23 protein-coding genes are annotated in these 25,837 nt (G+C 50.0%); 19 read left to right on the top strand and 4 right to left on the bottom strand.

All coding sequences use genetic code 11. The annotated features are described in order from the left end of the window. The first annotated feature begins 135 nt into the window (after positions 1-135). From surE to N7E73_RS17425, 6 genes are all read left to right on the top strand, one after another. Positions 136-891: a 5'/3'-nucleotidase SurE gene (surE, locus tag N7E73_RS17450; protein WP_432736203.1), complete on the top strand. Its 756-nt coding sequence runs from the start codon at positions 136-138 to the stop codon at positions 889-891. Between the two features lie 190 nt (positions 892-1,081). Continuing rightward, positions 1,082-2,005 (top strand): class II fructose-1,6-bisphosphate aldolase, encoded by a 924-nt coding sequence (gene fba / locus N7E73_RS17445; protein WP_432736202.1) that lies wholly within the window; start codon positions 1,082-1,084, stop codon positions 2,003-2,005. Positions 2,006-2,311: 306 nt separating this feature from the next. Beyond that, the gene (gene gap / locus N7E73_RS17440) at positions 2,312-3,298 is read left to right on the top strand and encodes a type I glyceraldehyde-3-phosphate dehydrogenase (RefSeq protein ID WP_432736201.1); all 987 of its coding nucleotides are present in this window, start codon (positions 2,312-2,314) and stop codon (positions 3,296-3,298) included. 379 nt (positions 3,299-3,677) lie between these two features. Further along, a complete protein-coding gene (locus tag N7E73_RS17435; RefSeq protein ID WP_432736200.1) occupies positions 3,678-4,490 on the top strand; it encodes an amino acid ABC transporter permease in 813 nt (270 codons plus the stop codon). A gap of 28 nt (positions 4,491-4,518) precedes the next feature. After that, positions 4,519-5,352 carry a transporter substrate-binding domain-containing protein gene (locus tag N7E73_RS17430; RefSeq protein WP_432736199.1) on the top strand — a complete coding sequence of 278 codons (834 nt, stop codon included), beginning with the start codon at positions 4,519-4,521 and terminating at the stop codon, positions 5,350-5,352. Between the two features lie 10 nt (positions 5,353-5,362). Then, complete coding sequence (locus N7E73_RS17425; protein ID WP_432736198.1) at positions 5,363-6,250, top strand: amino acid ABC transporter permease; 888 nt, start codon at positions 5,363-5,365, stop codon at positions 6,248-6,250. Between the two features lie 13 nt (positions 6,251-6,263). On the opposite strand, the gene N7E73_RS17420 is transcribed toward N7E73_RS17425, so the two are convergent. Further along, a complete protein-coding gene (locus tag N7E73_RS17420; protein WP_432736197.1) occupies positions 6,264-6,983 on the bottom strand; it encodes an HD-GYP domain-containing protein in 720 nt (239 codons plus the stop codon). Positions 6,984-7,275: 292 nt separating this feature from the next. On the opposite strand from N7E73_RS17420, the gene N7E73_RS17415 reads away from it, so the two are divergent. Further along, positions 7,276-9,720, top strand: coding sequence for a methyl-accepting chemotaxis protein (locus tag N7E73_RS17415; protein ID WP_432736196.1), 2,445 nt, complete (start codon positions 7,276-7,278; stop codon positions 9,718-9,720). 79 nt (positions 9,721-9,799) lie between these two features. Here N7E73_RS17415 and N7E73_RS17410 read toward each other — a convergent pair whose 3' ends face one another. Together N7E73_RS17410 and N7E73_RS17405 are read right to left on the bottom strand one after the other, a co-directional pair. Continuing rightward, the gene (locus tag N7E73_RS17410; RefSeq protein ID WP_432736195.1) at positions 9,800-10,438 is read right to left on the bottom strand and encodes a lysophospholipid acyltransferase family protein; all 639 of its coding nucleotides are present in this window, start codon (positions 10,436-10,438) and stop codon (positions 9,800-9,802) included. A 2-nt stretch (positions 10,439-10,440) separates the two neighbouring features. Beyond that, positions 10,441-12,204, bottom strand: coding sequence for an ABC transporter ATP-binding protein (locus tag N7E73_RS17405; RefSeq protein WP_432736194.1), 1,764 nt, complete (start codon positions 12,202-12,204; stop codon positions 10,441-10,443). A 185-nt stretch (positions 12,205-12,389) separates the two neighbouring features. Here N7E73_RS17405 and yedF point away from each other — a divergent pair, with 185 nt between their 5' ends. Then, positions 12,390-13,007: a sulfurtransferase-like selenium metabolism protein YedF gene (gene yedF, locus N7E73_RS17400; protein ID WP_432736193.1), complete on the top strand. Its 618-nt coding sequence runs from the start codon at positions 12,390-12,392 to the stop codon at positions 13,005-13,007. Positions 13,008-13,256: 249 nt separating this feature from the next. After that, positions 13,257-14,009 (top strand): pseudouridine synthase, encoded by a 753-nt coding sequence (locus N7E73_RS17395; protein WP_432736192.1) that lies wholly within the window; start codon positions 13,257-13,259, stop codon positions 14,007-14,009. A 273-nt stretch (positions 14,010-14,282) separates the two neighbouring features. Here the strand turns inward: N7E73_RS17395 and uvrC are convergent, their stop codons facing one another. Then, on the bottom strand, positions 14,283-16,085 hold the full coding sequence (uvrC, locus tag N7E73_RS17390; protein WP_432736191.1) for an excinuclease ABC subunit UvrC: 1,803 nt from the start codon (positions 16,083-16,085) through the stop codon (positions 14,283-14,285). A gap of 302 nt (positions 16,086-16,387) precedes the next feature. Here uvrC and N7E73_RS17385 point away from each other — a divergent pair, with 302 nt between their 5' ends. The 10 genes from N7E73_RS17385 to N7E73_RS17340 all read left to right on the top strand — a co-directional run bounded on the left by N7E73_RS17385 (position 16,388) and on the right by N7E73_RS17340 (position 25,604). Then, complete coding sequence (locus tag N7E73_RS17385; RefSeq protein ID WP_432736190.1) at positions 16,388-17,782, top strand: outer membrane homotrimeric porin; 1,395 nt, start codon at positions 16,388-16,390, stop codon at positions 17,780-17,782. Between the two features lie 195 nt (positions 17,783-17,977). Then, positions 17,978-19,282, top strand: a complete 1,305-nt coding sequence (gene hisD / locus N7E73_RS17380; RefSeq protein ID WP_432736189.1) for a histidinol dehydrogenase — start codon at positions 17,978-17,980, stop codon at positions 19,280-19,282. Between the two features lie 12 nt (positions 19,283-19,294). Further along, positions 19,295-20,197, top strand: a complete 903-nt coding sequence (locus N7E73_RS17375) for a phosphoribosylaminoimidazolesuccinocarboxamide synthase (RefSeq protein WP_432736188.1) — start codon at positions 19,295-19,297, stop codon at positions 20,195-20,197. 125 nt (positions 20,198-20,322) lie between these two features. Beyond that, complete coding sequence (locus N7E73_RS17370; protein WP_432736187.1) at positions 20,323-21,087, top strand: enoyl-ACP reductase FabI; 765 nt, start codon at positions 20,323-20,325, stop codon at positions 21,085-21,087. Positions 21,088-21,254: 167 nt separating this feature from the next. Then, the gene (gene rpsF / locus N7E73_RS17365; protein WP_432736186.1) at positions 21,255-21,566 is read left to right on the top strand and encodes a 30S ribosomal protein S6; all 312 of its coding nucleotides are present in this window, start codon (positions 21,255-21,257) and stop codon (positions 21,564-21,566) included. Positions 21,567-21,568: 2 nt separating this feature from the next. Then, positions 21,569-21,829, top strand: a complete 261-nt coding sequence (gene rpsR, locus N7E73_RS17360) for a 30S ribosomal protein S18 (protein ID WP_432736185.1) — start codon at positions 21,569-21,571, stop codon at positions 21,827-21,829. A gap of 9 nt (positions 21,830-21,838) precedes the next feature. After that, on the top strand, positions 21,839-22,342 hold the full coding sequence (gene rplI / locus N7E73_RS17355; protein ID WP_432736184.1) for a 50S ribosomal protein L9: 504 nt from the start codon (positions 21,839-21,841) through the stop codon (positions 22,340-22,342). Beyond that, positions 22,320-23,744, top strand: coding sequence for a replicative DNA helicase (dnaB, locus tag N7E73_RS17350; protein ID WP_432736183.1), 1,425 nt, complete (start codon positions 22,320-22,322; stop codon positions 23,742-23,744). The genes rplI and dnaB overlap by 23 nt, the downstream gene beginning before the upstream one ends. 54 nt (positions 23,745-23,798) lie before the next feature. Next, positions 23,799-25,097 (top strand): phenylacetate--CoA ligase family protein, encoded by a 1,299-nt coding sequence (locus N7E73_RS17345; protein ID WP_432736182.1) that lies wholly within the window; start codon positions 23,799-23,801, stop codon positions 25,095-25,097. 3 nt (positions 25,098-25,100) lie between these two features. Further along, positions 25,101-25,604: a DUF456 domain-containing protein gene (locus N7E73_RS17340; RefSeq protein ID WP_432736181.1), complete on the top strand. Its 504-nt coding sequence runs from the start codon at positions 25,101-25,103 to the stop codon at positions 25,602-25,604. Positions 25,605-25,837: the final 233 nt, after the last annotated feature.

The raw sequence follows: 25,837 nt of genomic DNA, 5'->3' as shown, positions 1-25,837 counted from the left end.
ATACCTCGCCCGTAGGCGTTGTCATTCTACCGGCAACGGATTGTCTGAACAACAACTGTCCGGAATCTGTATACATAGTCAAACCACATGAAAGCGTCCAATTTTTTTTTGCGCCTTTCTTAGACGGAGACACTGATGAATATACTTTTGACCAATGATGACGGAATCCAGGCCGTTGGGCTCAGGGCTCTTTACCATGCCCTGAAACGGGCGGGAATGAAGGTACAGGTGGTTGCCCCGGTAGCTGAACAGTCTGCCGTAGGTCACGCCGTGTCCCTGTCTTCCCCTCTGCGGGTTAAAAAATTCGAGGAGGACGGCTTCTCCGGGCTGGGTGTTTACGGAACTCCGGTGGACTGCGTCAAGCTCGGACTTACTACACTGCTTGAAAATAAACCGGATATCGTGGTGTCCGGCATCAACAGCGGTGCAAACGTCGGGGTTGATATTATTTATTCCGGAACTGTTTCCGCTGCAACGGAAGGAGCCCTCATGGGTTACCCAGCCATTGCTGTCTCCTATGACAGTTTCAGCCCGAAGGATCTCAGCGGTCAGGGCGATTATTGTGCTGACCTCCTTTCAAAAATTCCGTGGGCGGACCTTGAGCCGAAGACCGTGGTAAACCTGAACTTCCCGGCCATCCCAATTTCGGAGACCAAGGGACTTGAAATATGCAGGCACACCCGGGTATCGTGGCAGGACTGGTATGAAGTCCGTCAGGATCCAAGAGGTCACACCTATTACTGGCTCGACGGTGTTATGCCCAAAGAAAAAATCAGCCCCGGAACAGACCGGGATCTTCTAAGCAACGGATATGTAACCATGACTCCGCTGCATTTTGATTTCACCGACCGTGCGGCAATTGTCACACTGGAGAAATGTTTGAAAAGCTAGTTCATATACAATTTGTTCTGTGTGTGGACATTTTGTTTCTATATAGTATATAAAGAATCAATTTGAACCGAATGCGGTAATTGATTCCGGATTACGGTGCGCAGCAGTCGCCAGGGAAAATTGTCTGCTGCTCTACCCCGGACAAACCTGCAACTTGAATAATCCAGGCTATTCCACCAAGGAGGAGTTAATGCCACTCGTTTCGCCTAAAGAAATGTTTGAAGGGGCCTATGACGGCGGCTATGCCATCGGCGCGTTTAACGTGAACAACATGGAGATCATTCAGGGAATCATGGAAGCCGGCAGCGAGGAGAGAGCTCCCCTTATTCTGCAGGTTTCCGCCGGAGCCAAAAAATACGCCGGACTGGGTTACATAACCAAACTCATGGAAGCCGCCCTGATGGAAACTGACCTGCCCGTTGTGCTCCACCTTGACCACGGCGCAAACTTCGAGATCTGCAAGGAAGTAATCGACGGCGGTTTTACCTCTGTAATGATTGACGGCTCCCATCTTCCTTTTGAAGAAAACATCGCTGAGACCAAAAGAGTTGTTGAATATGCCCACGACAAGGGTGTCTGGGTTGAAGCAGAACTGGGTCGCCTTGCCGGAGTGGAAGAACACGTTGTATCCGACAGGACCATCTACACCGATCCTGACGAAGCAGTAGAATTCGTGGAACGCAGCGGCTGCGACTCTCTCGCCATCGCCATCGGCACCAGCCACGGCGCATATAAATTTACCGGCGAAGCCAGACTCGACTTTGACCGTCTGGACAAAATCGGTTCCATGATGCCCAAATACCCAATCGTTCTGCACGGAGCTTCCAGCGTTGTTCAGGAATACGTAACCATGGCCAACGAATTCGGCGCTGAAATCGGCGGAGCCAAGGGTGTACCCGAGGAACTGCTGCGCAAGGCAGCTTCCAAGGCTGTCTGCAAGATCAACATCGACACAGACATCCGTCTGGCCATGACTGCGGTCATCCGCAAGTTCCTCGCCGAGAACCCCACTAAATTCGATCCGCGCGGCTACCTTGGCGAATCTCGCAAGGCCGTCAAGGAAATGGTCCGTCACAAGATCGTTAACGTGCTGGGTTGTTCCAACAAAGCATAAGCATTAGCCATAAGTAAGGCCGCCTCCAGGGAAAAGGCGGCCTTACTTATCTATGATAACAAGGGATCGCATCGGTTCCGATGCATTTTAAGGGAAGATTGCCCCCGTCGCCTTCGCACAGTTGATCTGCTTGCAAGCGGGAACCGGAGTCCGCAACAGGACACGGAACATCTGAAGGAGAAACAGATGCCCGCCTGCCTGAAGTACTGCTTGTTTGTGCCCTTTTACCCGGGGTGCAAACCTGCGGACGGTCCTTCGAAGATCTGCCGCAGGGTGTAACAGGGGCGGAAAAGGAGAAAACTGATAATGGCTGTAAAACTTGGGATTAATGGATTCGGCAGAATCGGACGCTACCTTGTACGCCTGATTCACGACAGCAAGGACTTCGACCTTGTCGCCATCAATGCCCGTGCTTCCAACGAAGACCTCGCTCTTCTTTTCAAGCACGATTCCGTCCACGGAACCTTCAACGCCGAAGTGGAAGCCACCGAAAAAGGCTTCACCATCAACGGCAAGGAAATTATAGTCACCCGCTGCGCTCCAGGTGAATGGCAGTGGGCTGAACTTGGCTGTGACATGGTAGCAGAGACAACCGGAAAATTCCGTGACCGCGAAAGCTGCCTCAAGCACATCGCCTGCGGAGCAAAAAAGGTTATAATCAGCTCTCCCGGTATCGACGCCGACAACACCATTGTCATGGGTGTTAACGATGATACTCTGAAAGCTGAAGACAACATTGTTTCCGGTGCATCCTGCACAACCAACTGTCTGGCCCCGGTAGCCAAGGTTATCAACGATGCATTCGGCCTCGAACGCGGCCTGATGACTACCGTTCATGCCTACACCATGAGCCAGAGAGTTCTGGACGGCTCCCACAAGGATATCCGCCGTGCCAGAGCTTGTGCCGTGAACATGGTTCCCACCACCACCGGTGCTGCCAAAGCAGTAACCATGGTTATCCCCGAACTGAAGGGCAAGCTGGACGGTATGTCCATCCGTGTCCCTACACCCAACGTATCTTTGGTGGACCTGACCTGCGACCTCGGCCGGGCTACCACAAAAGAAGAAGTGAACGCAGTGCTGGCAAAAGCAGCCAACGAGCATATGGGCTACACTGAAAAACCGCTGGTTTCCACCGACTACCTCGGTGACACCCACGGTGGAGTTGTGGATGGCCCCCTTACCGAAGTGATGGACGGCACCATGCTCAAGCTCATCATCTGGTACGACAACGAAGCAAGCTTCACCAACCAGCTTGTCCGCCTGATGAAAAAAGTAGCCGGCATGATGTAGCACACCTGCTGTGAGTGAGTGCCTTTTATGAAAGGAACAGAAGGTCACACACAGGCTCAAGTCTTCGCCGCATGACTGGCGATACCTCAGCAAAAGAACGGGCCGCAATATCCCAAGGATATTGCGGCCTTTGCCATTACATGGTCAGCACTATATATTTCAAATCGAAATCAGCAGGAAGGCAGGACCGCATGAAAAAAATACAGCCTCCATTGAAATTCATAGATTCACCATTTGGGCAATGTCAGTCCTTTACGTATCCTGCCATGCAACCACACAGGAATAAAAAGTGCCATCATTCAGTCGAATATGAACCTTGACTCACCTTTTTCAATAACCTGCTAGATTTATTTTCAATTCCATAGTAACAGATAAAATCATGTATCAGGACAAATCCACTTTGACAGGCAAGGACAAGAGCAGGAGATATATTCTGGACTGCTTACTTTTCGCTGTCCTGCTAGTTCTTTCCGGCCTGTTTCTGTACGATGGGACAACCAGCCTCGGCTATAACTGGCAATGGTTCCGCATACCTGAATACCTCATCAGCATAAGTGAAGATGGGATAAGACCCGGACTGCTGCTGCAGGGATTGGCGGTAACTTTAAAAATTTCAGCAATCAGCTTTGTACTGACTTTTGCCATCGGTCTGGGTACGGCCATACTGAGGTTGTCAGGATCAATGGTCGGCAACGGACTGGCCCGCGCTTATCTGGAAATTATCCGCAACACCCCCCTGCTGATCCAACTGTTCTTTGTATATTTTGTTGTGGCCCCTATTGCAGGGCTCAACGGATTCTGGGCCGCAGTAATTTCACTCAGTTTTTTTGAAGGGGCCTATGCTTCAGAAATATTCAGGGCCGGAATTACGTCCATCGACAAAGGACAATGGGAGGCTGCCTACAGTCTTGGTGGAGGGAGCAGATTTGCATACACCAATGTTATCCTTCCGCAGGCCATTCCACGAATAGCCCCCCCCTTGGCAGGACAGGCAATTTCGCTGGTCAAGGACTCGGCACTGGTCAGTACCGTAGCAATTTACGACCTGACCATGCAGGGTCAATCCATAATTTCCGACACCTTTATGACTTTTGAAATCTGGTTTACTGTAGCAGCCATATACCTCTGCATAACTCTGATCCTTTCATGGAGTCTGGACAGAATGGCAGCAAGATTCAAAAGCAGGTGGTAAAACAAACCCAAAACAACTGGAGGAAATAATGACTTTATGGAGAACAGTAACAATCGGGATAGCAGCAATAGTTCTGATCGTCGGGGTATCATCGGCAGTATGGGCAGGAGATGCCCGCCTTGAACTGGCACAGGAAAGCACACTGGAAACCGTTCTTCAACGCAAGGCGTTGCGGGTAGGATTCTCAACATTCAAACCGTGGGCGATGAAGAGCAAAAACGGAGACTTTATCGGCTTTGAAATAGACGTAGCCAAGCGCCTTGCAGAAGATATGGGAGTCGAGGTCCGCTTTATCCCCACCAAATGGGACGGAATCATTCCCGCACTGCTGACCGGTAAATTCGACATCATTATCGGCGGCATGGGCATTACCCCCAAACGAAACCTGAAAGTCAATTTTTCCGATCCCTACGAATTCAGCGGCATGTCCATTGTGGCGAACAAGGATGTGGCACCGGATAAAAGTGACCTCAAGGATTTCAACAACGAATCGACCACCGTATCCGTTCGTCTCGGAACCACCGCTGAAAAAGCTGCCGGAAATTTTCTGCCTAAAGCCAGAATGCTTAAATTCAACGATGAAGCGGCTTCCATTCAGGAACTGCTGAACGGCAAGGCCGCATGCCTTATAGCATCCAATCCGCTGCCGGAGAATCTGGTCAAAAAATATCCCGGCAAATTATATCTCCCGCTGCAGGCCGACTTTACGCAGGAACCTATCGGCTTTGCTGTCCGCAAGGGCGATCCGGACTTCCTCAACTTCCTCAACAACTGGATCAAAGTCACCAATTCCGAAGGCTGGCTTGAAGCACGCTACAACTACTGGTTCAAAACCGACGAATGGCAGTCTCTCGTAGAATAAAACACCCCTGATGCATAATTCTGATACGAAAATAACCTCCCTGGATGTGCTGCTTCTGGCAGCCATCCTGGGAGGCCTGATATGGTTTGCCTATCATATAATGTCCCAGTTGAACTACAACTGGGACTGGTCTGTTGTGCCCGGCTATATTGTCAGGATCGACCAGGCCAGCGGTGAGTGGAAGACAGGACTGCTCACACAGGGGCTGCTTGTGACTCTGCGCCTCTCCATATGGTCAATTGCTTTCGGCATGATAATAGGAACGCTAATGGGGATTTGGAGGGTAAGCCCGCACCCGCTCCTCCGAATGATCTCCGGAACATACGTCGGCCTCATCCGCAACATTCCTCCGCTGGTGCTTATTTTCATTTTTTATTTTTTTCTTGGGGACCAGATCATGCAAGCAACAGGTATCACGGAACTGTCCTACACCCTGGATGACAGGAATTCTCCCCTGCTGGTTCTGCTGTGCGGACCTACGGAACAACTTCCGGCCTTCCTCTCCGGAGTCATAACCATGTCCCTGTTCGAGGGAGCATACATAACCGAAATTGTCCGAGCAGGAATTGAATCAGTTGAAACCGAGCAGTGGGAGGCCTCCTCAGCTCTGGGATTTACCCGGGCTGGACAAATGCAGCACATCATTCTGCCTCAGGCCTTCAGCCGTTCACTCCCGCCGCTTGCCGGACAATTCATCTCCACAATCAAAGATTCCTCCATTGTGTCGGTGATCTCCATTCAGGAGCTGACCTTTTCCGGGCAGGAGCTGATGTCCGCCACTTACAGGACCTTTGAAATATGGACTGTTGTTCTCATCATGTACTTCCTGCTGACCTTTCCATGCTCCATCTGCGTCAGGGCACTGGAAAAACGGATGAACAATCACAGACAGGACTGACAATAAACCGGCATCACACCGCGACCCGTACATTCCTGCAGCAAACAGCACTCGGAAAACGCAGCGAAGTTGAAAAATTCTCCGCAGTGCACCGGAAATACCCCGCCACACTGCTGCATATTTCGTTGAAGCAGCCAACCACACGCGGATCGAACTGCGTGCCTGAACAACGATTGATTTCCGCGACTATGTCCGTAAAAGGCAGGGCCTTGCGGTATGGACGATTGCTGGCCATTGCCGAAAGGGTGTCGGCAACAGCAATTATCCGTGCTTCCAGGGGAATATCCTCACCGGCGAGTCCATATGGATAGCCCTTGCCATCAAACCTTTCATGGTGATGCAGGATCGACCGGGTAATGATGTTTATTCCCGTCAGGGATGTTACTGGTGAAACAATATCCGCCCCCACCTGAGGGTGACGTTGAATAACCTTGAATTCTTCGTCCGTCAGCCTGCCGTCCTTCTGCAGAATTGCATCAGGCACCCCGATTTTACCTATATCATGCAGGTGACCGGCTATGTGCAGCAGATCGCACCTGTCCGCTTCGAGCCCCATCTGCATACCGATTTTATGGGAAAGAACCGCCACATCCTCGGAATGCGAACAGGTATATGGATCCTTGGCATCAATGGCATTGCCCAAGGATTCGGCAAACTGATGAACAGTCATGTTCACCCGGCAGGCTCTGTGGCTTCCGGTCGCAGGACTGCAATATTCGTTATTATTTTTCATTGTATTTCAAATCCATTTTTCATTGTATTTTGAACCCTTCAGATGCACTTCAAATATTGAATTTGAATATCAATGTCAATTACAAAAAAAGATGAAAGTTATACTAAAATTTAACCGGAATCTTTTATAAATCACGTCTATTTTCAGACCAGTGAGATCTGAAACCAGTAGATTAAGCACTATCCACATGAAATTAAAAGTCAAATTAACACAACCGTAACACAACCGACACCTGTGTCTAACCATGTAAACATAACTTCGCCCTCAGCAAAAGCTGAGGAGGATAATCGGCATGTCGCTAAAATTGAAATTGATCGCGTTCTGTGCAGCGCTAGGGCTGATCCCGCTGATCATAGTCGGGACATTCAGCGTGGAGCTTGCGTCGAATGCGCTCTCCGCCCAGGCATTCGGGCAACTGGAATCCGTACGGGATTCAAAAAAGAAAAACCTGCAGGACCTAGTGGAAAAATGGTTCCACGAAGCCACCCTGTTTTCCAATGTGAAGGAAATATACAGCACCGTCGGACTCATCGGCGAATATACCATGGAAAACGAAATTCCCGGTAAACGGCTTAATGTAGACTCACCGGAATATCAGGAACTCCACCAGTACGCTACCCCGCCTTTCAAACCATTTGTTGAAACTCTCGGTTACGACGACGCCATTCTCATAAATGATTACGGCAGAGTAATATACACCTATAAAAAACAAAAAGACCTTGGAGCAGACCTCAAAAAAGGACAGTACAGAAACTCCAGCCTTGCCCGAGCATTCAACCGCGCAGTAAAAGGCGAAACTGTATTTGCGGATTTCGAACCCTATGCTCCTCTGAACAATGAACCTGTCGCTTTTGTCTGCGCTCCCGTACACTCCCATGCTGGGGATATTCAGGGAGTTATTGCACTGCGTATTCCCCTGAAAGAAATCAACTCAATCATGACCCTGCGCACTGGCATGGGCTATACCGGGGAATCATACCTTGTAGGAGCAGATTTCCTCATGCGCTCGGACTCAGAACTCTACCCGCTTTTCCGCTCGGTGAAGACATCCTTTGCAAATCCAGATAATGGCAAGGTTGAGTCTGATGCTGTAAAGCTCGCACTTGAAGGCAAGAGCAGCACCGCCATTATGCCCAATAAAAGCGGTATGGATATGCTGACCGCCTACACTCCCATCCAGATTGGAGAATCCCGCTGGGCACTTATCTCTGAAATCCAGAAAGAGGAAGCATTCCAGGCCGTATCCCAATTGAGGCTTGCAGCCTTGGCAATATCAGCCGTCACCGCCATATTTGTCTGCGTATCGTCAATCATATTCCTTAACAGGACAATCGTGACCCCACTGAAACGTATTGAAAATTTCGTAAGCCAAATAACCAGCGGAGACTTCAAGGTTGAACTGGAAGGGAGATTCAAATCAGAAATCAAAAATCTCGCGGACGGTATTCAGGCAATGGTAGGGGAACTCAAGAACAAACTTGGCTTCTCTCAAGGTGTGCTAGACGGCATGACCGTACCCTGTCTCATCTCTGACACAGACGCAAATATATCCTATATTAACGAGCAGTTATGCATGCTGCTTGAAAGTGGAACTTCCTGTGCGAACTGGATAGGACGCCCGGTTAAGGAGCTTTTGCAGGCTCCTGCAGGAGAGAAGGGAATCCTTACAACATGCCTTGAAAACAAAACACCTGTGCTGAATGTGGAAAGGCGCTGGAAAACCAAGCAAGGAAACTTCAGGGACGTCCGCATCGACGCTGCACCGCTCTATGATCTCGACGGAGAACTCATCGGCGGATTTGCCATCATAGTCGACCTTACTGACATTAAGGCCAAAGAGGAAAAAATACGCGAACAGAACGCAGTAATGGTTGAAATAACCGAAAAGGCCAGAACGATATCTCAGTATCTGACCAGAGGTGCTTCTGAAATTGAACATCAGGTTGACCAGGTTTCTTCAAACACTGATAAGCAGTTCGAACGCATTGAATATTCATCACAAGCCATAACCGAAATGAACCAGACTCTGATGAATTCTGCCCAGAATGCTGAAAATGCAGCCGAACAGGCCAAGAACACCCGCTCAAGAGCTGAGGGCGGAATGCAGACCATGACTGAAACCAGTGTTGCCATAAAACAGCTTCAGTCACTTTCAGACATCGTTAAAGATAACATGCACACCCTTGGCGAGCACAGTGAATCCATAGGCGGCATAATCGGCGTAATCAACGACATTGCCGACCAGACCAACCTTCTCGCTCTGAACGCGGCAATTGAGGCTGCAAGGGCCGGTGAAGCGGGACGTGGTTTTGCTGTCGTTGCAGATGAAGTGCGCAAGCTTGCCGAAAAGACAATGCAGTCCACAAGAGAAGTTGAAGAGGCTATCAAGCGAATCCAGATATCAGCCCGAAACAACATTGAGAATACTGATATGACTGTGCAGGCGGTCGAACACGCCAGCGGACTTGTTCAACAATCCGTCGGCGCATTCAAGGAAATTTCCGAAATGTCCGTTGATACCGCAACCGAAATCATGCGCATTGCCGAAGCAACGGAACAACAGTCCTCTGCACACGACCAGATCCATGCATCCGTGGAAGACCTCAAGAGACTGGCCGACGACACCAGAAACGACATGCGCGGTTCAGCCAAGTCCATCACCAGCCTTTCCAGAACGGCACAGGAACTGGAAAAGCTGATAGACAGACTCAGCTCTGCCGGAGGAATGCAGGAATAACATTACAAAAACTAAAAACAACGAAGCCCCGCAAGGTATCCATTCACCTTGCGGGGCTTTGTTTACTGCTATCAAAATTCTACCAGCGGCCCATGCTCTCCATGACTTCCTCCAGACGAAAGGCTTCATTCTGGAGTGCTTCGTCATCAAGCTTGCTCTCGGTAACATCAAAGGGCTTACCAAGCCGGACATCGCAACGATGAAAAGGCCTGGGCAATTCAAACCTATCCCAAGAACGTGTGAAAATAAACGGATTGGAAGGCTTGGCGCGCATCGGGATTATTGCCGCTCCTGTTTTCTGCGCAATGGCAAGAATTCCCGGCTTAACCTTATGACGCGGTCCCTTTGGTCCGTCCATGGTGATGGCTCCGACCTTTCCGTCCTTGCGCATAACCCGCGCAACGCCGAGCATGGCTTTCAGCCCCCCACGGGTTGAAGAACCGCGCGCAACTTCATATCCGATACGTTCCAGCACTTCGGTAATAATCTGGCCGTCCTTGCTGTCGCTGGCCATGGTTACAAGCGGCAATCCTTTCAGATACCCCAGCCCGATCAGACTGAAAAGCTCGTTGTGCCAGAGAGCCAGCATGACCGGCCTCCCCTGTTCAAGGAGCCCGAGAATATTGTCATAGCCGTCCAGTTCAAAACGCATGGAACGCACCCACAACTTATACAGAAAGGCTGCCTGAGGAGCAAAAACAACCGGGTTGATATTCATTGCTAATGGTTGTCCTGAAACTGCATGTTATAAAGCTTCTGATACAGGGGAGACGTTTCAAGCAGTTCCTTGTGAGTTCCCTTGGATACAATCTTTCCCTTTTCCATGACGACGATCACATCAGCAGAAAGCACCGTTGAAAGGCGGTGTGCGATTACGATGCTGGTACGGTCCTTCATCAGGTTTTCAAGGGCCAACTGAACAATACGCTCGGCCTCTGTATCGAGAGCGCTGGTCGCTTCATCAAGAATAAGCAGCGGGGGGTTCTTGAGCAGAGCCCTTGCAATTGTCAGACGCTGTTTCTGTCCGCCGGAAAGCCTTACGCCGCGTTCCCCGACTACTGTTTCATAACCTTCGGGAAGCTTCTCGATGAATTCATGTGCGAAAGCAGTCTGCGCGGCCTTAATGACATTGTCTTCGGATGCACCGTGGTCAACATATGCAATGTTATCACGCACGGAGGCATTAAACAGGAAGGTATCCTGTGAAACCATACCTATGTTAAGGCGTAGCGACTTGAGGGAATACTCACCAAGATTCCTTCCGTTAAGAAGTATCTTTCCATCCGCGCTGTCATAGAATCTGGGGATAAGGTTGACCAGTGTGGTTTTACCTGATCCGCTCGGACCTACAATTGCAACCTTCTGACCGGCGGTAACATCAAGGTTGATGTTGTCCAGAACAGGCCGGTCACTGGAAGAATAGCTGAAAGTGAGATTCTTGATTTCAAGCTTTTCAAACGGAAGCTCAAGCTCTGTTGATCCGCCCTTTTCAACATGGATATCAGGGGAATCAAGGATTTCGAAAACCCTTTCCGCCCCGGCAAAAGCACGCTGAATGGTCAGGTTCGCGTTGTTGATCTTCTTGACCGGCTCGTAAAGCATGATCAGGGCAGCGATAAACGAAAAGAATGTACCCGGAGTAGAATTGCCGTCAATGACCTCCTTTCCTCCGTACCAGAGCACCAGCCCGATACCGAATGCACCGACAATTTCCATAACTCGCGAGGAAAGTTCCGAATGAAGCACCTGCTTGATGGCAATCCTGACCAGACGATTATTCTCCACCTCAAACTTGCCGGACTCAAGCTTCTCGTTTGCAAAAGCCTTGATGACCTTTACACCGCTGAAAGCTTCCTGAAGCTGGGCATTGATGTCGGAAATCTTGACCTGATTCTTGCGCCCGAGCTTACGCAGCTTCCGCCCGAAATAGAAAAACGGAAAAATCGCCAACGGCAGCACCAGAACAGCAAAACAGGCCAGATACGGATCCCGGTAAAAAACAAGGCCGATAAGCCCGATGATGGTAACAACTTCCCTGATCATCATGACAAAAGAAGGGAGGCTCTGCCTTATTTCCATAACGTCGTTCAGGATTCTGGACATGAGCATCCCGACCTGACTCTCTTCGAAAAATCCCATGGGGAGACAGACAATTTTCTCAAACAGATCGTTTCTGAGCCGTTCAAGAACCAGAAGCCCGGCAGTATTCATCAGGTAAGACTGCAGAAATCTGAAAACCCCTTTGATCAGCATGACCAGAACAAAGGCAATAGGCACAAGCATCAAGGCCTGACGGTCCTTGTTGATGAAGATATCATCCATGGCCGGCTGAATAAGATAAGCCGTTGCGGCGGTGGCGGCAGCCACAAATCCCATGGATACAAAAGCAACAAAAATCCTGAATTTGTAGGGTACGAAATATGAAAGACATCTCTTGATAAGATGCTTGTTTTTTACGTAGCTATATTTATCGCCTGTTGGCAAAATATTCTCCTTGTTTATGGCGTTAGGCCGATTGCGTCTTTTCCTTACTTCTCATTTGATTTCATCGCAAGTGCCTATTCATATTCCATAGAAAATCACAATAAGTCATAGTTAGTTCAATAACATTTATCAATTTGCAACAAAGTCTCCACTATGATTCAAATCCGGAGAGGAGGACATTATTCATGTCAGTAAAACTTGATTGTCAGGGACTGCCCTGCCCGCAACCGGTTATTAAATGTAAAAACGCCATTGAATCAGATAACCCATCCTCAATCGAAGCAGTAGTGGATAATGAGGCCGCCAAGGAAAACGTCTCCCGTTTCATGGCAACCAAAGGCTACAATGTGGCCGTTTCCCAACAGGGATCACTCTTTACAATAAAGGGGACAAAATCATCAACCGATGCCCCGGCAGAATGCGAAGAGTGCGTTGTCATGAGTGATGAGGAACTGTCCCGGATAGGCAGTAAGACTCTTGTCTTTCTTGATAACGAATTTCTCGGAAAAGGCGACGACACTCTGGGTGCAAAGCTGATGTTCAATTTCCTGGCCACCCTGCCTGAACTTGGCGAAACCCTCTGGCGTATAATCATGGTCAACAGTGCAGTCAAACTTTCTGCTGCAGGTAACCCCTGTCTGGAAAAACTCAAGGATCTTGAAAAATCCGGAGTCTCCATTCTTGTCTGCGGAACTTGTCTTGACCATTTTGGTCTGCTCGATAAAAAAGAAGTCGGCGAAACCACAAATATGCTCGACGTGGTTACCTCCCTCCAGCTTGCAAGCAAAGTAATTAAAGCATAAAAATTGTCCATAAGGCTGGGGAAGAACTTACACGAGCTTCCTCAGCCTAATAATCACCGATTGTTTCAGACTGAATCTCAGCCCACACACAATTTGGACAAGATAAGACCTGCTACACCTGCAAATAATCCCACCTGAAATAGTTCGACGTTACTCCCAATGTCCTGTACAGCTCACAACACGGAACGAAATCAATATATACGTAAAATTCAGCACAACTGACGCCCGCTCCGGAGCGGAACAAAAATTATGACCGAAAAACAAACAATCAGACTAAACAAATACATCGCTTCAGCAGGACTTACTTCACGCCGTGGAGCAGACGAACTGGTCCAACAGGGCAAGGTAAAAATCAACGGAGTCATAGCTGACTCTCCGGGCATTCAGGTTGATCCGGATACCGACGTAGTCGAGGTCAACGGTAAACCCGTTCGGCATGACACCGATTCCGGCGAAACCTACATCATGCTCCATAAGCCGATTGAAGTTGTCACCACGGCCAAAGATCCTCAGGGACGCAAAACAGTTATAGACCTCCTGCCTCAGGACATCGTCAACAAGAGAGTTTTCCCAGTTGGCAGACTGGACTTCTATTCCGAAGGGCTTCTGCTGCTGACCACCGATGGAGAACTATGCAACCGCATGACCCACCCCCGCTGGCACCTGCCAAAAGTCTACCATGTTACTATCAGAGGCAAACTGAGTCCCCGCGAGATTTCAATAATGGAAGCCGGAATGGTACTTGACGGAGGCGAACCGCTGGCTCCGGTAAGCATCAGGCTGCTGTCTGAAATCGGAGACACTGCCAAATACGAGATGACCCTGCATCAGGGCATAAACCGCCAGATCAGGCGCATGTTCGGAGAGTTCGACAAGACCATACTCAGACTCCAGAGAGTAAGGCAGGGCCGTATTGAGCTGGGCAACTTAAAACGGGGCAAATGGCGCGAACTGACAGGGAAGGAACTGACCATGCTGAAAAAAGACCTCAATATGAAATAATAAAGTCAATAGACTGAAAGCCTCCAAAACAAACTTCATTTCAAGATACGGCAGGCTATTTTATGAGGAATCGAAAAAATAGACCGCAAAAATCAATATGATATTGCGGTCTTTGTTTGAATAAGGTCAGTTACTCACTCGTTGGTCAAGTATCTTTTGGAAGCCAATGTGCCGAAGACCAGCTAAAAAAGTATAGGATTAAAATCCGTTATCAAGAAATTTAAACCCCCGAAGGGCCGTCGAGCCAGACTTTACAGTCCTCCCGAATACCGGCTACAAATCCCTGAATGCTTCGAATATCTGCCGGGCGCGTTTTTTTCCAATCCCGTCAACCTGCTCCAGCTCGGCGACTGTTGCGGACTTCATCTTATCAACAGCACCGAAGGCATCCCAGAGCAAGCGGGCCGTTTTGGGCCCTATTCCCGGAAGGGAAAGCACTTCGCTTTGCAGCACCTTTTTCTTGCGTGATTTGCGCTGCTTGCCGATGACAAAACGGTGTGCTTCATCTCGAATCCGCTGCAGAAAAAGCAGTTCAGCACTCCCGCCCTTGAGCGGAAGGTGATTCTTGCGTCCGGGCCTGAATATCCGGTCCTCAAGCTCTCCGGCTTTCCTGGTTGGTCCCTTGGCTATGGAAGCCAGATGCGGAGCTGGCTCACCTTCACTCCAGCTGTCTGCAAGTGCTTTTTCCACAGAAGCAAGCTGTCCCTTGCCCCCATCTATTAAGATAAGATCTGCCCACGGAGGCCCCGACTCAATACGCCTGACAACCCAGCTGTAGAGAGCCGCATAATCATCCGATGAATGCTCAAGTTCCGGAAAAGAATACGTGCGGTACTGGGATTTTTCCGACCTGCCCTCCTCAAAAACAACCATGCCGACTCGCATACCTTCACCGCCAAGGTGCGAGGCATCAATACATTCAATGCGCTGCGGCGGACCTGACAGCTGAAGCTTTGCAGCCAGCACCTCAAGAATATTCTCATTCTTCTTTTCTCGAGCCCCGATAGCGGCATTCTTGCGGGCGATTTCAAGCAACCGTTTTTCCTCTCCACTTTGGGCAGTGACAATTCGCACCGGAGTCCGGCTCCGCTCTGTAAGAATCTCTGCGGACTCCTGCATATCAAATTCAAATGGGACCATTAGCTTTGCAGGAATAAATTTAGTGGCGGTATAAAACTGGGAAACAAAACTGTGCAGAATCTCTTCCCCTTCCTCAAGACTGAGTCCGGGCCAGAAAAAATTCTGCTTGTCGAGAAGCCTGCCCTTCCTTACGAAAAGGAGTCCCAACCCAACGCCTTGCTCTGATTCAGCCAGCGCAATGACATCAATATCAGTCCACTCGTCCAGAACCACGGACTGTTTCTCAATGGTCTTGCTGACTGCCTTGATCTGATCCCTGAACTTGGCAGCCTTTTCAAACTCCAAAGCTTCAGATGCAGTTTCCATTTCATGCCGCAAAGAAGAAAGCAGATCCCCAGCCCTCCCGGAGAGAAGCATCTCAACCTTGCGGACCATCTCCATGTAATCCTGACGCGGAACAAAATTTACACACGGCCCAAGACACTGGCCGATGTCATGATACAGACAGGGACGGACCCTGTTTTTAAATGCTGAATCAGAACACTTGCGTAACGGAAAAACCTTACCCAACAGTTTCCATGTTTCACGGGCAAAGAAACTGGAGGTGTAGGGACCGAAATAGACCGACCCGTCGCGAACAACCTTGCGGGTAAGCCTCAAGCGCGGATACTCGGATTTCTTGTCCAACTGAAATAGCACGTACTGCTTATCATCGCGCAGAACTATATTATATTTGGGCCGGTGTTTTTTTATCAGGCTGGCTTCAAGGAGAAGAGCTTCCTTTTCAGTGCCAGTAACCAAAGTATCGATCTGCGCGATCTTGGATACAAGCACCCTTGTTTTCGGGGTATGCTTATCCACTGCCCGGAAATAGGATGAAAGTCTCTTACGCAGATCACGAGCCTTACCTACATAGATAATTCTCCCGAGCAAATCCTTCATCAAATAAACGCCTGGAGTTCCGGGATAATCCGCACCTATGAAATCAAAACTCATTGCATACACATCCGTAAAATTTTTTAAACCGCACTTGATTCGGTAATTTCAGAACTATATCCCACATCAGCACCTGTCAATAAAGGGATAATCAAGTACACTTAAAACTCTAGATATTATCTACACTTCCACATCCACAATTATAGTTAAAAAATTTATACGGTAAAAAAAATTTAACACCAGTCAAAAAAATGTAATTTTTGACTTGCAATGCCCAAAGCGAACATATAGAACGGACCCTGAAGGTAGGCGTCAGGCAATAGTGCTCAATCCAATTATTCAGCAAAAGAAGGAATAATTTAATGAAAAAACTTACCATTCTTGCCATTCTGGCAACTCTGGTACTGGGCTTCGCCGCTTCTGCTTCCGCAGTTGATCTGGAAGCTAAAGGCCAGTTCCAGTTCCAGGCTAACATCATGGACAACAGCGACTTCCTCTCCGCCAAACACAACGGCGCTCAGGAAGACGACCTGAACTTCTACTTCCGCGCTCGTACTCAGTTCCGTTTCATCGCAAACGAGAACCTGATGTCCGAACTGTACGTTGAGTACAAAACCCGCGTTGGTGGTTCCGACTCCGATGTGAGCTCCAGCTCAACAGACCGTGCTCTTGGCATCAAGAGAATGTTCCTGCAGTACCGCTTCCCCGGCACTGACGTTCTGACCACCGCTGGTGTTTTCTCCATCAACCTGCCTGCTGCTGCTTCCGGCGGCAACATGGTTCTTGGTGACCTCGATGCTGGTGCTCTCTTCGTAGAGACCCCCATCACCGACCAGATCGGCGCTACCGTTGGTTTCATTCGTGCATACGACAACAACGCAACCGACAACAGCTCCTACAGCGCAACCGCATGGAACCGTAAGGACGAAATCGACCTGTTCTATGCTGCTCTGCCCGTTACCATCGACGGTCTGGAAGCAACCCCTTACTTCATGTACGGCCTGATCGGTCAGCACTCCTTCAGCGAAGTAGCTGCTAACTCCGGTCTGACCGCTCCTGGCGCTGCTGCTTTCAACAAGAACGTTACCGCATGGTGGCTTGGTACTTCCTTCTCCCTGAACATGTTTGATCCCATCGTGTTCAACGCTGACATCGCTTACGGTTCTATCGATGCTAACCAGAAACGCAACGACCGTTCCGGTCTGCTCGTTGATGCTAGCCTTGCTTACACCGGTCTGGACTTCGTACAGCCCAAACTGATGTTCGCATACTCCACCGGTGAAGACGACAAAACCGACAACGGTTCCGAGCGTCTGCCCTCCATCAACAACGACTGGGCAATGGGCACCACTTACTTCGGTGGTTCCGCACTGACCTCTTCTGACCTGAACAGCCAGAACCAGCTCGGTTTCTGGACAATCGGTCTTGCTCTGGAAGACATCTCTTTCCTCGATAAACTGAGCCACGACGTATACTTCCTGTACGGAAAAGGTACCAACGACAAAGACCTGATCATCAACAACACTGGTCTGCAGAACATCAGCGCTGACGGTATGTTCCTGACCACCAAAGATCAGTTCTTCGAAATCGACTTCAACACCAACTACCAGATCTACGACGAACTGGCAGCTATCGTTGAATTCGGTTACGTAGACGTTGACCTCGACAAAGACACTTGGGATTCCTACAACACCACTCGTGATGGTAAGGACGATCCCATGCTGAAGTTCGCAGTAGGTCTCGTTTACAAGTTCTAAGAAATCTTAGATCTTAAAGTCCTGACGCCGGGGGCCGGAAGCGCAAGCTTCCGGCCCTTTTAATTTGAGCTTTCCCGCACCAGTGCTATTCCACTCGACTTTTACCTAGCATTGGGCTAAAGGACAGACACATCTTAAATACTACTCTTCGGAACCAATACATTCTTTTCACCTAACCAAGTGAAGGACATCCCTATGCCTTGCAGAGACATCAATTACTCCGGTAAACAAGACTGGAGCGAAGTCAAACAATGGCTTGCCGGAAGGGTCAACCCCGACAGCAAGGTAGACTCCATTGTCAAAGACATTTTGAGCAGAGTCAAAAACGATGGTGACCAGGCCCTCGTAGACTATACCAGACAATTCGACTGTCCCGGATTCAGCAAAAACATGCTGAAAGTATCCATGGACCAGGCTCGCATGGCCTACACCGAAGTCGAAACACATGATCTTGAAATAATTGAAGAAGCCATTCGTAATGTCCGCAATTTTCACCGCAGACAGGTAGAGGAATCATGGTGGACAACCGGTGAAGACGGAACCATCCTCGGCCAGCTTATCCGCCCTGTAGACCGTGTCGGGCTCTACGTTCCCGGAGGCCAGGGAGGGGAAACCCCGCTTATCTCCAGCATGATCATGAATGCTGTTCCCGCGCAGGTTGCCGGAGTTAAAAGCATCGCAGTAATCTCCCCGCCAAGAAAAGACGGCACACTGAACCCCTACATTCTTGCGACAGCACAGGAACTGGGCATCAGCGAAATATACGCCAGCGGTTCAGCCTGGGCCATCGGCGCTCTTGCCTACGGAACCGAAACAATTGCTCCGTGCGATGTCATTGCCGGTCCGGGTAACATATTTGTCGCCACCGCCAAGGGGCAGTTGGTCGGGGAAGTCGGAATTGACATGATTGCAGGCCCCAGTGAAGTTGCCATCCTTGCCGATGAACACGCTGATCCGAGCTGGGTAGCGGCAGACCTTCTTTCACAGGCTGAACACGACCCTCTTGCTGCGTCCATCCTGATCACCTGGGCCAAAGATCTCGGCCACAAGGTTAAAGAGGAGTTGAAAAAGCAGGCCGCTCTCCTCCCTCGTGGCGAAATTGCCCTCAAGTCCCTTGAAGACTGGGGCGCGATCGTGACCGTTCCTGACCGGGAAACGGGGATCGAATTCGTCAACAACATGGCACCTGAGCACCTTGAGCTGGCCTTTGAAGATCCCTGGAGTTCGCTGGGACTCATCAAGCATGCCGGCGCCATTTTCATGGGACACTTCACCCCTGAACCGGTCGGTGACTACTTCGCAGGCCCCAACCACGTACTGCCTACCGTCGGTACCGCAAGATTTTCTTCCGCCCTTTCGGTGGAGACCTTTACCAAAAAGTCCAGCCTGATCTATACCGATCAGAACTACGTAAACCGCCACGGCGGAAAAATTGCGCGACTGGCCCGCCTCGAAGGACTCGAGGCCCACGCCCGTTCAGTTGAAACACGTTTAAAATAAGAGGATACACGGATGTCCAAAACACACGTAATTGAAACTGATATTAAGGAACTCAAGCTCCTTTCCCGCGGAAAGGTTCGTGATATTTATGAAGTTGAAGATGACAAACTCCTGCTCGTAACCACCGACAGGATTTCGGCTTACGATGTTATCATGCCCAATCCCATTGATGACAAAGGCAAGATCCTGAACCAGATCACCCTGTTCTGGATGGACATGTTCAAGGACATCATCCCCAACCACCTGATAGCTTCCAAAGTGGACGATTATCCGGAAGTTCTCCATAAATACCGTGACCAGCTTGAAGGACGTTCCGTTCTGGTAAAAAAGGCCAGCCCACTGCCCATAGAGTGCATTGTGCGCGGATACATCACCGGTTCCGGCTGGAAGGACTATCTTGCCAGCGGAGAAGTCAGCGGTCATAAGCTGCCAGCAGGACTGAAGGAATCCGATATGCTTGAGCAGCCCCTGTTCACCCCCTCCACCAAGGCGGAACTAGGTGAACACGACGAGAACATCACCGTGGAAAAAGCCATGGAAATGCTCGGCACGGAACTGCTTGAAAAGGTACAGAACGTAACTCTGTCCATTTACAAACGCGGTCGCGACTATGCCCGTGAAAAAGGCATCATCATCGCCGACACCAAATTCGAATTCGGCCTCATCGACGGTGAACTGATCCTCATCGACGAAGTGCTGACTCCGGACTCCTCCCGCTTCTGGCCCGTTGAAGGCTACGAGCCCGGTAAATCTCAGCCCAGCTTTGATAAGCAGTTCCTGCGCGACTGGCTGACTGAGATCAAATTCAACAAGCAGCCCCCGGCACCTGAAATTCCGGTTGAAATCGCTACCAAGACCCGCGACAAATACATGGAAGCGTTTAAACTCTTGACCGAAAGCGAGCTTGACGCTTAATAGCTATACAATTGATCCGACAGGCGTCTTCCAATCTCACGTATCAGCTCAAGCCGTGTTCTACGCCAGAACAGGCCTTAAGCCCTGTCTATTTGTTAATGAAGTAGTAAAACAAGGAGAAAACAATGCTGCTGGAAGGAAAAAAGGCACTGATTTTCGGTGTTGCCAACGACAAAAGCATTGCCTATGGCATCGCCCAGCAATTCAAGGCGCAGGGAGCCCGGCTGGCATTCAGCTATGTTAACGATGCCATCAAAAAACGCGTCGAGCCCATCAGCGAAGAGCTTGGCGGAGAATTCACATTCCAGTGTGATGTGCAGAATGATAAAGATATCGCTGCTTCCGTCACTGAGGTAAAGGAAAAATGGGGTGACGTTGACATTCTCATCCACTCCGTTGCCTTTGCTAATAGGGAAGACCTCAAGAAGCGCTATATTGAAACCTCCCGCGACGGCTTCCACCTCGCCATGGACGTTTCCGCATATTCTCTGGTTACACTCTGCAACGCCTATGAGCCCCTGCTCACCCCCGGGGCATCCGTTATGGCCATGACCTATCTCGGCGCTACAAGAGTCATAACCAACTACAACGTCATGGGCGTTGCCAAGGCAGCCCTTGAAGCAAGCGTACGCTATCTCGCAGTCGATCTGGGAGAGAAAGGCGTTCGTGTAAACGCCATCAGTGCCGGTCCCATCAAGACCCTTGCTGCATCCGGCATTTCCGGCTTCAAAAACATCTTCAGCCACATTGAAGAACATGCACCGCTCAAGCGCAACGTCACCACCGAAGATGTGGGCAAGACTGCCGTATACTTCGCATCCGATCTTGCCGCCGGTGTTACCGGGGAAACCCACTTCGTAGACTGTGGATACAATATTCTGGGAATTTAATTTTCAGGATGAAAAGTCCTTAAGCCGGAGGCAATTTTGCTTCCGGCTTTTTTCTTTTTGGGATATAGTCCCTTCGCGCTTGACAGAACTGAGCGAAGGGACTAAAGATCCCTTTTTGCCTTGCCCTTATCCAAGGAAAGGGCCACAGACCACAAGGAGGATTTATCATGCTCAGAAAGTATGAAGTACTTTTGCTTTTGAGCCCCGAACTTGCGAGCGACAGCCGCAAAGAAATCGTAGACGGACTCATCGCAATCATTGACCGCGAAGGCGGCAAGATGGAAGAAGTTGACGATTGGGGTTCCCGCCAGCTGGCTTACCCTGTCCAGAACCAGACCCGTGGATACTATGTTCGCCTCGTTTTCGCTGCACCCGGCCCGCTGGTTGCTGAACTTGAGCGCAACATCCGTATCACCGATGGCATCTTCAAGTTCGTAACCGTCAAGCTTGACGAGAAAGAACAGGCACAGGAGGCTTAATCATGGCATTCAAGAAGAAATTCACCCCCAAAAGGAAATTCTGCCGTTTCTGCGCAGACAAGAACCTTCCCCTCGATTACAAACGTCCTGACATCCTGAAGGACTTCGTGACCGAGCGCGGCAAAATCATTGCAAGCAGAATCACCGGTACCTGCGCCAAGCATCAGCGTCGTCTGACCACTGAAATCAAGCGTTCCAGACAGATGGCTCTCATGCTTTACACCACCGTGCACAGCACCGACGTAAAGAAAAAGAGCATCTAGGGGGACGATATGAAACTTATTTTACGTGCCGATGTAGACGCTCTTGGACGCCTTGGGGAAATCGTATCCGTCAAGGCCGGTTATGGCCGCAACTTCCTGATTCCTCAGGGACTTGCCATGCCTGCTTCCGAAGCCAACCTCAAGCAGTTTGAACTTGAGAAAAGAAAGCTTCAGGAAATGGCAGACAACCTGCGCACCCAGGCTGAAGGCCTCAGAGACAGACTTGCTGAAGCTGAAGTCAGAATCGAAGTACGCGTTGGAGAAGGCGAAAAGCTGTACGGTTCCGTTACCGCTTCCAACATCGCTGAATCCCTTGAAGAACTGGGCTTCGACATTGACCGCAGAAAGATCCTGCTGGTTGATCCGATCCGTTCTCTCGGCGCATACGACGTCGAAATCAAACTCCACCCCGAAGTTCGCGGTGAAGTGAAAGTGGTTGTTGCCAAAGTTGGCGCACCCGTTGAAGAGCCTGCAGAAGAAGTTGCTGCTGATGCAGAAACCGAAGAAGCATAATTCGGGCTCAGACTATAAATCGGGCGGAGCGTCTAACGACGCTTCGTCCGATCTTTTGCGTAAAGTCCCCCCACACAACCTCGAAGCCGAACAGGCTGTTCTCGGCGGGGTTTTCTTAAGCAACACCATCTTCAACGATCTCGTCGATATTATCAATTCCGACGATTTCTACTCCCCTGCCCACAGGGAAATTTTCCGAGCCTTCGAAGCCCTCTATTCCAAAAACGCTCCCATAGACCTTGTTACGGTCAATGAATACCTGACCGCCGGCCAGAGAATCGACAGTGTAGGCGGCCCCGTATACCTTGCCGAGCTGGCCAACTCAGTAGTCAGCTCCGCCAACGCCATATATCACGCGGAAATTGTTGCTGAAAAAGCAATACAGCGCAAATTGATCGACACTGCCGCAGGAATCATCAATGAGAGCTTCGAAGCACAGGACGTCAAGGAACTGCTCGACCATTCCGAGCAGGCCATCTTCGAAATCACCGATGCCAAGAAAAACACCACCATCAAAGGCAGCAAGGAGCTGATCAAGGACGTTTTTCAGGAGCTCGAAAACAGGGTTTCCCAAAAGTCGCTGGTTACCGGTATAACCACCACATACCACAAGTTCGACGAGATGACCGCAGGACTTCAGAACTCTGACCTGATCATCATCGCCGGACGTCCGAGTATGGGTAAAACAGCCTTCGCGCTGAACGTAGCCATGCGCGCAGCACTCCATGCCGGGGTGACTACTGCCGTATTTTCCCTTGAGATGGCTATGGGTCAGCTCATGACCCGTATGCTAGCCTGCCACGGCAAGGTGGATCTTTCGCGCTTGAGAACCGGACAGTTGGACGACGAGGACTGGGCAAAGCTATATGATGCAGCTCAGGACTTGACAGAAGCCCCCATCTTTATTGATGATACCCCAGCGATTTCCACCATGGAACTGAGAGCGCGTTGTCGCAGGCTCAAATCCCAGCACAACCTCGGGCTGGTCATGATCGACTACCTCCAGCTCATGCGTTCCAGTGCGCGGACCGATTCCCGTGAACAGGAAATTTCCGATATTTCAAGATCCCTCAAGGCTCTGGCAAAAGAGCTCAACATCCCTGTCATCGCCTTGTCACAGCTCAACCGAAAAGTTGAGGAACGCACCGACAAACGTCCCATGATGTCGGACCTGCGTGAATCCGGTGCTATCGAACAGGACGCCGATATTATTCTCTTTCTCTATCGTGAAGATTTCTACAACAAGAAAGAGGACAAACCGCTCAACAACAAGGCGGAAGTCATTATCGGCAAGCAGCGTAACGGCCCCACCGGGATTGTCGAACTGGCCTTTTTCGGCAGCTATACGGCTTTTGAAAACCTTGCTGCCGAGCCCTACCCGTCTGAATATGGAAACGAATAAACGGAAACATATTTATGACGTGAATCACTGTTAACATCTATACGGAGAGTAAATATGTATTTCCATGATGCCGAAACCCTCGAAAGAAATGAACTGGAAAAACTCCAGGTTGAAAGGTTGAAGAAAACAATCGAGCAGGCGGCCAACTCTCCGTATTACAGTGAAGTCTTCAAAAAGAACAACATCGACCCTTCGATCATCAAATCAGCTGATGATATAAAAAAACTGCCCTTCACCAGCAAGGACGACCTCAGATCCCAGTACCCTTACGGTCTGCTGACCAAGCCAATTGATGAATTCGTGCGCCTGCACGCTTCTTCCGGCACCACCGGAACCCCCACAGCCGTCTTCTACACCCAGAAAGACCTCGATACCTGGGCCGACCTTATGGCCCGCTCCATGTATGCTGTCGGCCTCAGACGCTCCGACGTGCTCCAGAACATGTCCGGATACGGCCTTTTTACCGGTGGCCTCGGCATTCACTACGGTTCCGAACGACTGGGTTGCCTGACCGTTCCCGCCGGTGCAGGAAACACCAAGCGCCAGATCAAGCTGATTCGCGATTTCAACGTGACAGCCATGCACATCATCCCCTCTTTTGCACTCTACTTCGCAGCAAAAGTTCGTGAAGAAGGATTTGATCCTGCTGACATGCCCTGGAGAATAGCACTAATCGGTGCGGAACCGCATACCGAGCACACCAGACGCAAAATTGAAGAGATGATGCACATCAAGGCCTACAACTCCTACGGTCTTTCCGAAATGAACGGCCCTGGAGTCGCCTTCGAATGCACTGAGCAGGACGGAATGCACGTGTGGGAGGATTCCTACATCGCCGAAATAATTGATCCTGAAACAGGTGAACACGTTGCCGAGGGCGAGATAGGCGAACTGGTCATGACCACCCTTACACGCGAAGGAATGCCGATCATCCGTTACCGCACCCGTGACCTTACCCGCTTCCTGCCCGGAGAGTGCAAATGTGGACGTACATCTCGCCGCATTGACCGCATCATGGGCCGCGCTGACGATATGCTCATCCTCAAGGGCGTAAACATCTATCCCATGCAGATCGAAAAAATCATTATGGGAATCCCCGAAGTCGGTCACAATTACGTCATTGAGCTTTTCAAGGAAGGCCTGATGGACCAGATCAGGGTCAAAGTCGAAATCAAGGAAGAGTTTTTCGTTGAAGATATGCGTGCCCTTCAGGGAATCCAGAAGAAAATCTCTTCCATGCTCAGGGATGAAATCCTCATCACCCCACGAGTGGAGCTGGTACAGCACAACTCTATCCCGAAAACTGAAGGTAAGGCCAAACGCGTTGTAGACCTTAGAGACGAAGAGGACTAAATAATGATTACTGCACTGGCAGTGCTGGTGATCCTGCTTATGTTCTGTTCGTTGGCCCTGCACATTTTCGGGCTGCCTGCAAACTGGCTGGTTCTTGCGCTGGTAGCAGGCTGGAAACTGTATCAGCCTGAAGCCATGACCTGGAATTTCGTCATGATACTCGGTGCGATAGCCCTTGCAGGTGAAATTCTCGAATTCGTGGCCCAATACTTCGGCGGGAAGAAATACGGTGCAACCGGCCGCGGCAACATAGGAGCATTCATCGGCGCTATTGGTGGAGCTATACTTGGAGCACCATTTTTATTCGGACTCGGCGCTCTGCCCGGAGCCCTTCTGGGCTCATTCGGCGGCTGTTTTGCTCTTGAACTTACACATGGAAGAACAATTGAGGAAGCAAGGCATTCCGCATGGGGAGCCTTTTGGGGCAAAGCCTTCGGCATGGCCATCAAAATCAGCCTCGGTGTATGGATGTTCGCCATGAGCATGCCCCGCATCTGGCCTGCATAATTTTAGAATTTGATGCGCTCTGCGCTTTTGATTGTATTGAATTAGCCTTCGGCGACCCTGCGGGGGGCTTAAACCCTTTGAAAAGGCTTTAAGAATCCCAATTTTTTTAATATGTCTTCACATCTCTGTATGGACAACCATCAGTGAAGCAAAGTAAGTCACTTTAATAAAACATAATTCCCCGCTGATTTACATGGGGACGGCATTTCATTGATTACAGCGTATTAAACGTC

This window comes from Maridesulfovibrio sp. FT414 (assembly GCF_050916235.1).
Lineage (GTDB): Bacteria > Desulfobacterota > Desulfovibrionia > Desulfovibrionales > Desulfovibrionaceae > Maridesulfovibrio.
Note: the sequence above shows the minus strand (reverse complement) of the source record. Positions and strands in the feature narration are given on the sequence as shown.

Coding starts and splice junctions, on each gene's coding strand:
- fba (WP_432736202.1), top strand. CDS start 1,082: ATGCCACTCGTTTCGCCTAAAGAAATGTTTGAAGGGGCCTATGACGGC.
- N7E73_RS17385 (WP_432736190.1), top strand. CDS start 16,388: ATGAAAAAACTTACCATTCTTGCCATTCTGGCAACTCTGGTACTGGGC.
- N7E73_RS17415 (WP_432736196.1), top strand. CDS start 7,276: ATGTCGCTAAAATTGAAATTGATCGCGTTCTGTGCAGCGCTAGGGCTG.
- N7E73_RS17375 (WP_432736188.1), top strand. CDS start 19,295: ATGTCCAAAACACACGTAATTGAAACTGATATTAAGGAACTCAAGCTC.
- surE (WP_432736203.1), top strand. CDS start 136: ATGAATATACTTTTGACCAATGATGACGGAATCCAGGCCGTTGGGCTC.
- N7E73_RS17410 (WP_432736195.1), bottom strand. CDS start 10,438: ATGAATATCAACCCGGTTGTTTTTGCTCCTCAGGCAGCCTTTCTGTAT.
- N7E73_RS17430 (WP_432736199.1), top strand. CDS start 4,519: ATGACTTTATGGAGAACAGTAACAATCGGGATAGCAGCAATAGTTCTG.
- N7E73_RS17420 (WP_432736197.1), bottom strand. CDS start 6,983: ATGAAAAATAATAACGAATATTGCAGTCCTGCGACCGGAAGCCACAGA.
- hisD (WP_432736189.1), top strand. CDS start 17,978: ATGCCTTGCAGAGACATCAATTACTCCGGTAAACAAGACTGGAGCGAA.
- rpsF (WP_432736186.1), top strand. CDS start 21,255: ATGCTCAGAAAGTATGAAGTACTTTTGCTTTTGAGCCCCGAACTTGCG.
- uvrC (WP_432736191.1), bottom strand. CDS start 16,085: ATGAGTTTTGATTTCATAGGTGCGGATTATCCCGGAACTCCAGGCGTT.
- dnaB (WP_432736183.1), top strand. CDS start 22,320: ATGCAGAAACCGAAGAAGCATAATTCGGGCTCAGACTATAAATCGGGC.
- rplI (WP_432736184.1), top strand. CDS start 21,839: ATGAAACTTATTTTACGTGCCGATGTAGACGCTCTTGGACGCCTTGGG.
- N7E73_RS17345 (WP_432736182.1), top strand. CDS start 23,799: ATGTATTTCCATGATGCCGAAACCCTCGAAAGAAATGAACTGGAAAAA.
- N7E73_RS17395 (WP_432736192.1), top strand. CDS start 13,257: ATGACCGAAAAACAAACAATCAGACTAAACAAATACATCGCTTCAGCA.
- N7E73_RS17340 (WP_432736181.1), top strand. CDS start 25,101: ATGATTACTGCACTGGCAGTGCTGGTGATCCTGCTTATGTTCTGTTCG.
- N7E73_RS17370 (WP_432736187.1), top strand. CDS start 20,323: ATGCTGCTGGAAGGAAAAAAGGCACTGATTTTCGGTGTTGCCAACGAC.
- N7E73_RS17435 (WP_432736200.1), top strand. CDS start 3,678: ATGTATCAGGACAAATCCACTTTGACAGGCAAGGACAAGAGCAGGAGA.
- N7E73_RS17425 (WP_432736198.1), top strand. CDS start 5,363: ATGCATAATTCTGATACGAAAATAACCTCCCTGGATGTGCTGCTTCTG.
- gap (WP_432736201.1), top strand. CDS start 2,312: ATGGCTGTAAAACTTGGGATTAATGGATTCGGCAGAATCGGACGCTAC.
- rpsR (WP_432736185.1), top strand. CDS start 21,569: ATGGCATTCAAGAAGAAATTCACCCCCAAAAGGAAATTCTGCCGTTTC.
- yedF (WP_432736193.1), top strand. CDS start 12,390: ATGTCAGTAAAACTTGATTGTCAGGGACTGCCCTGCCCGCAACCGGTT.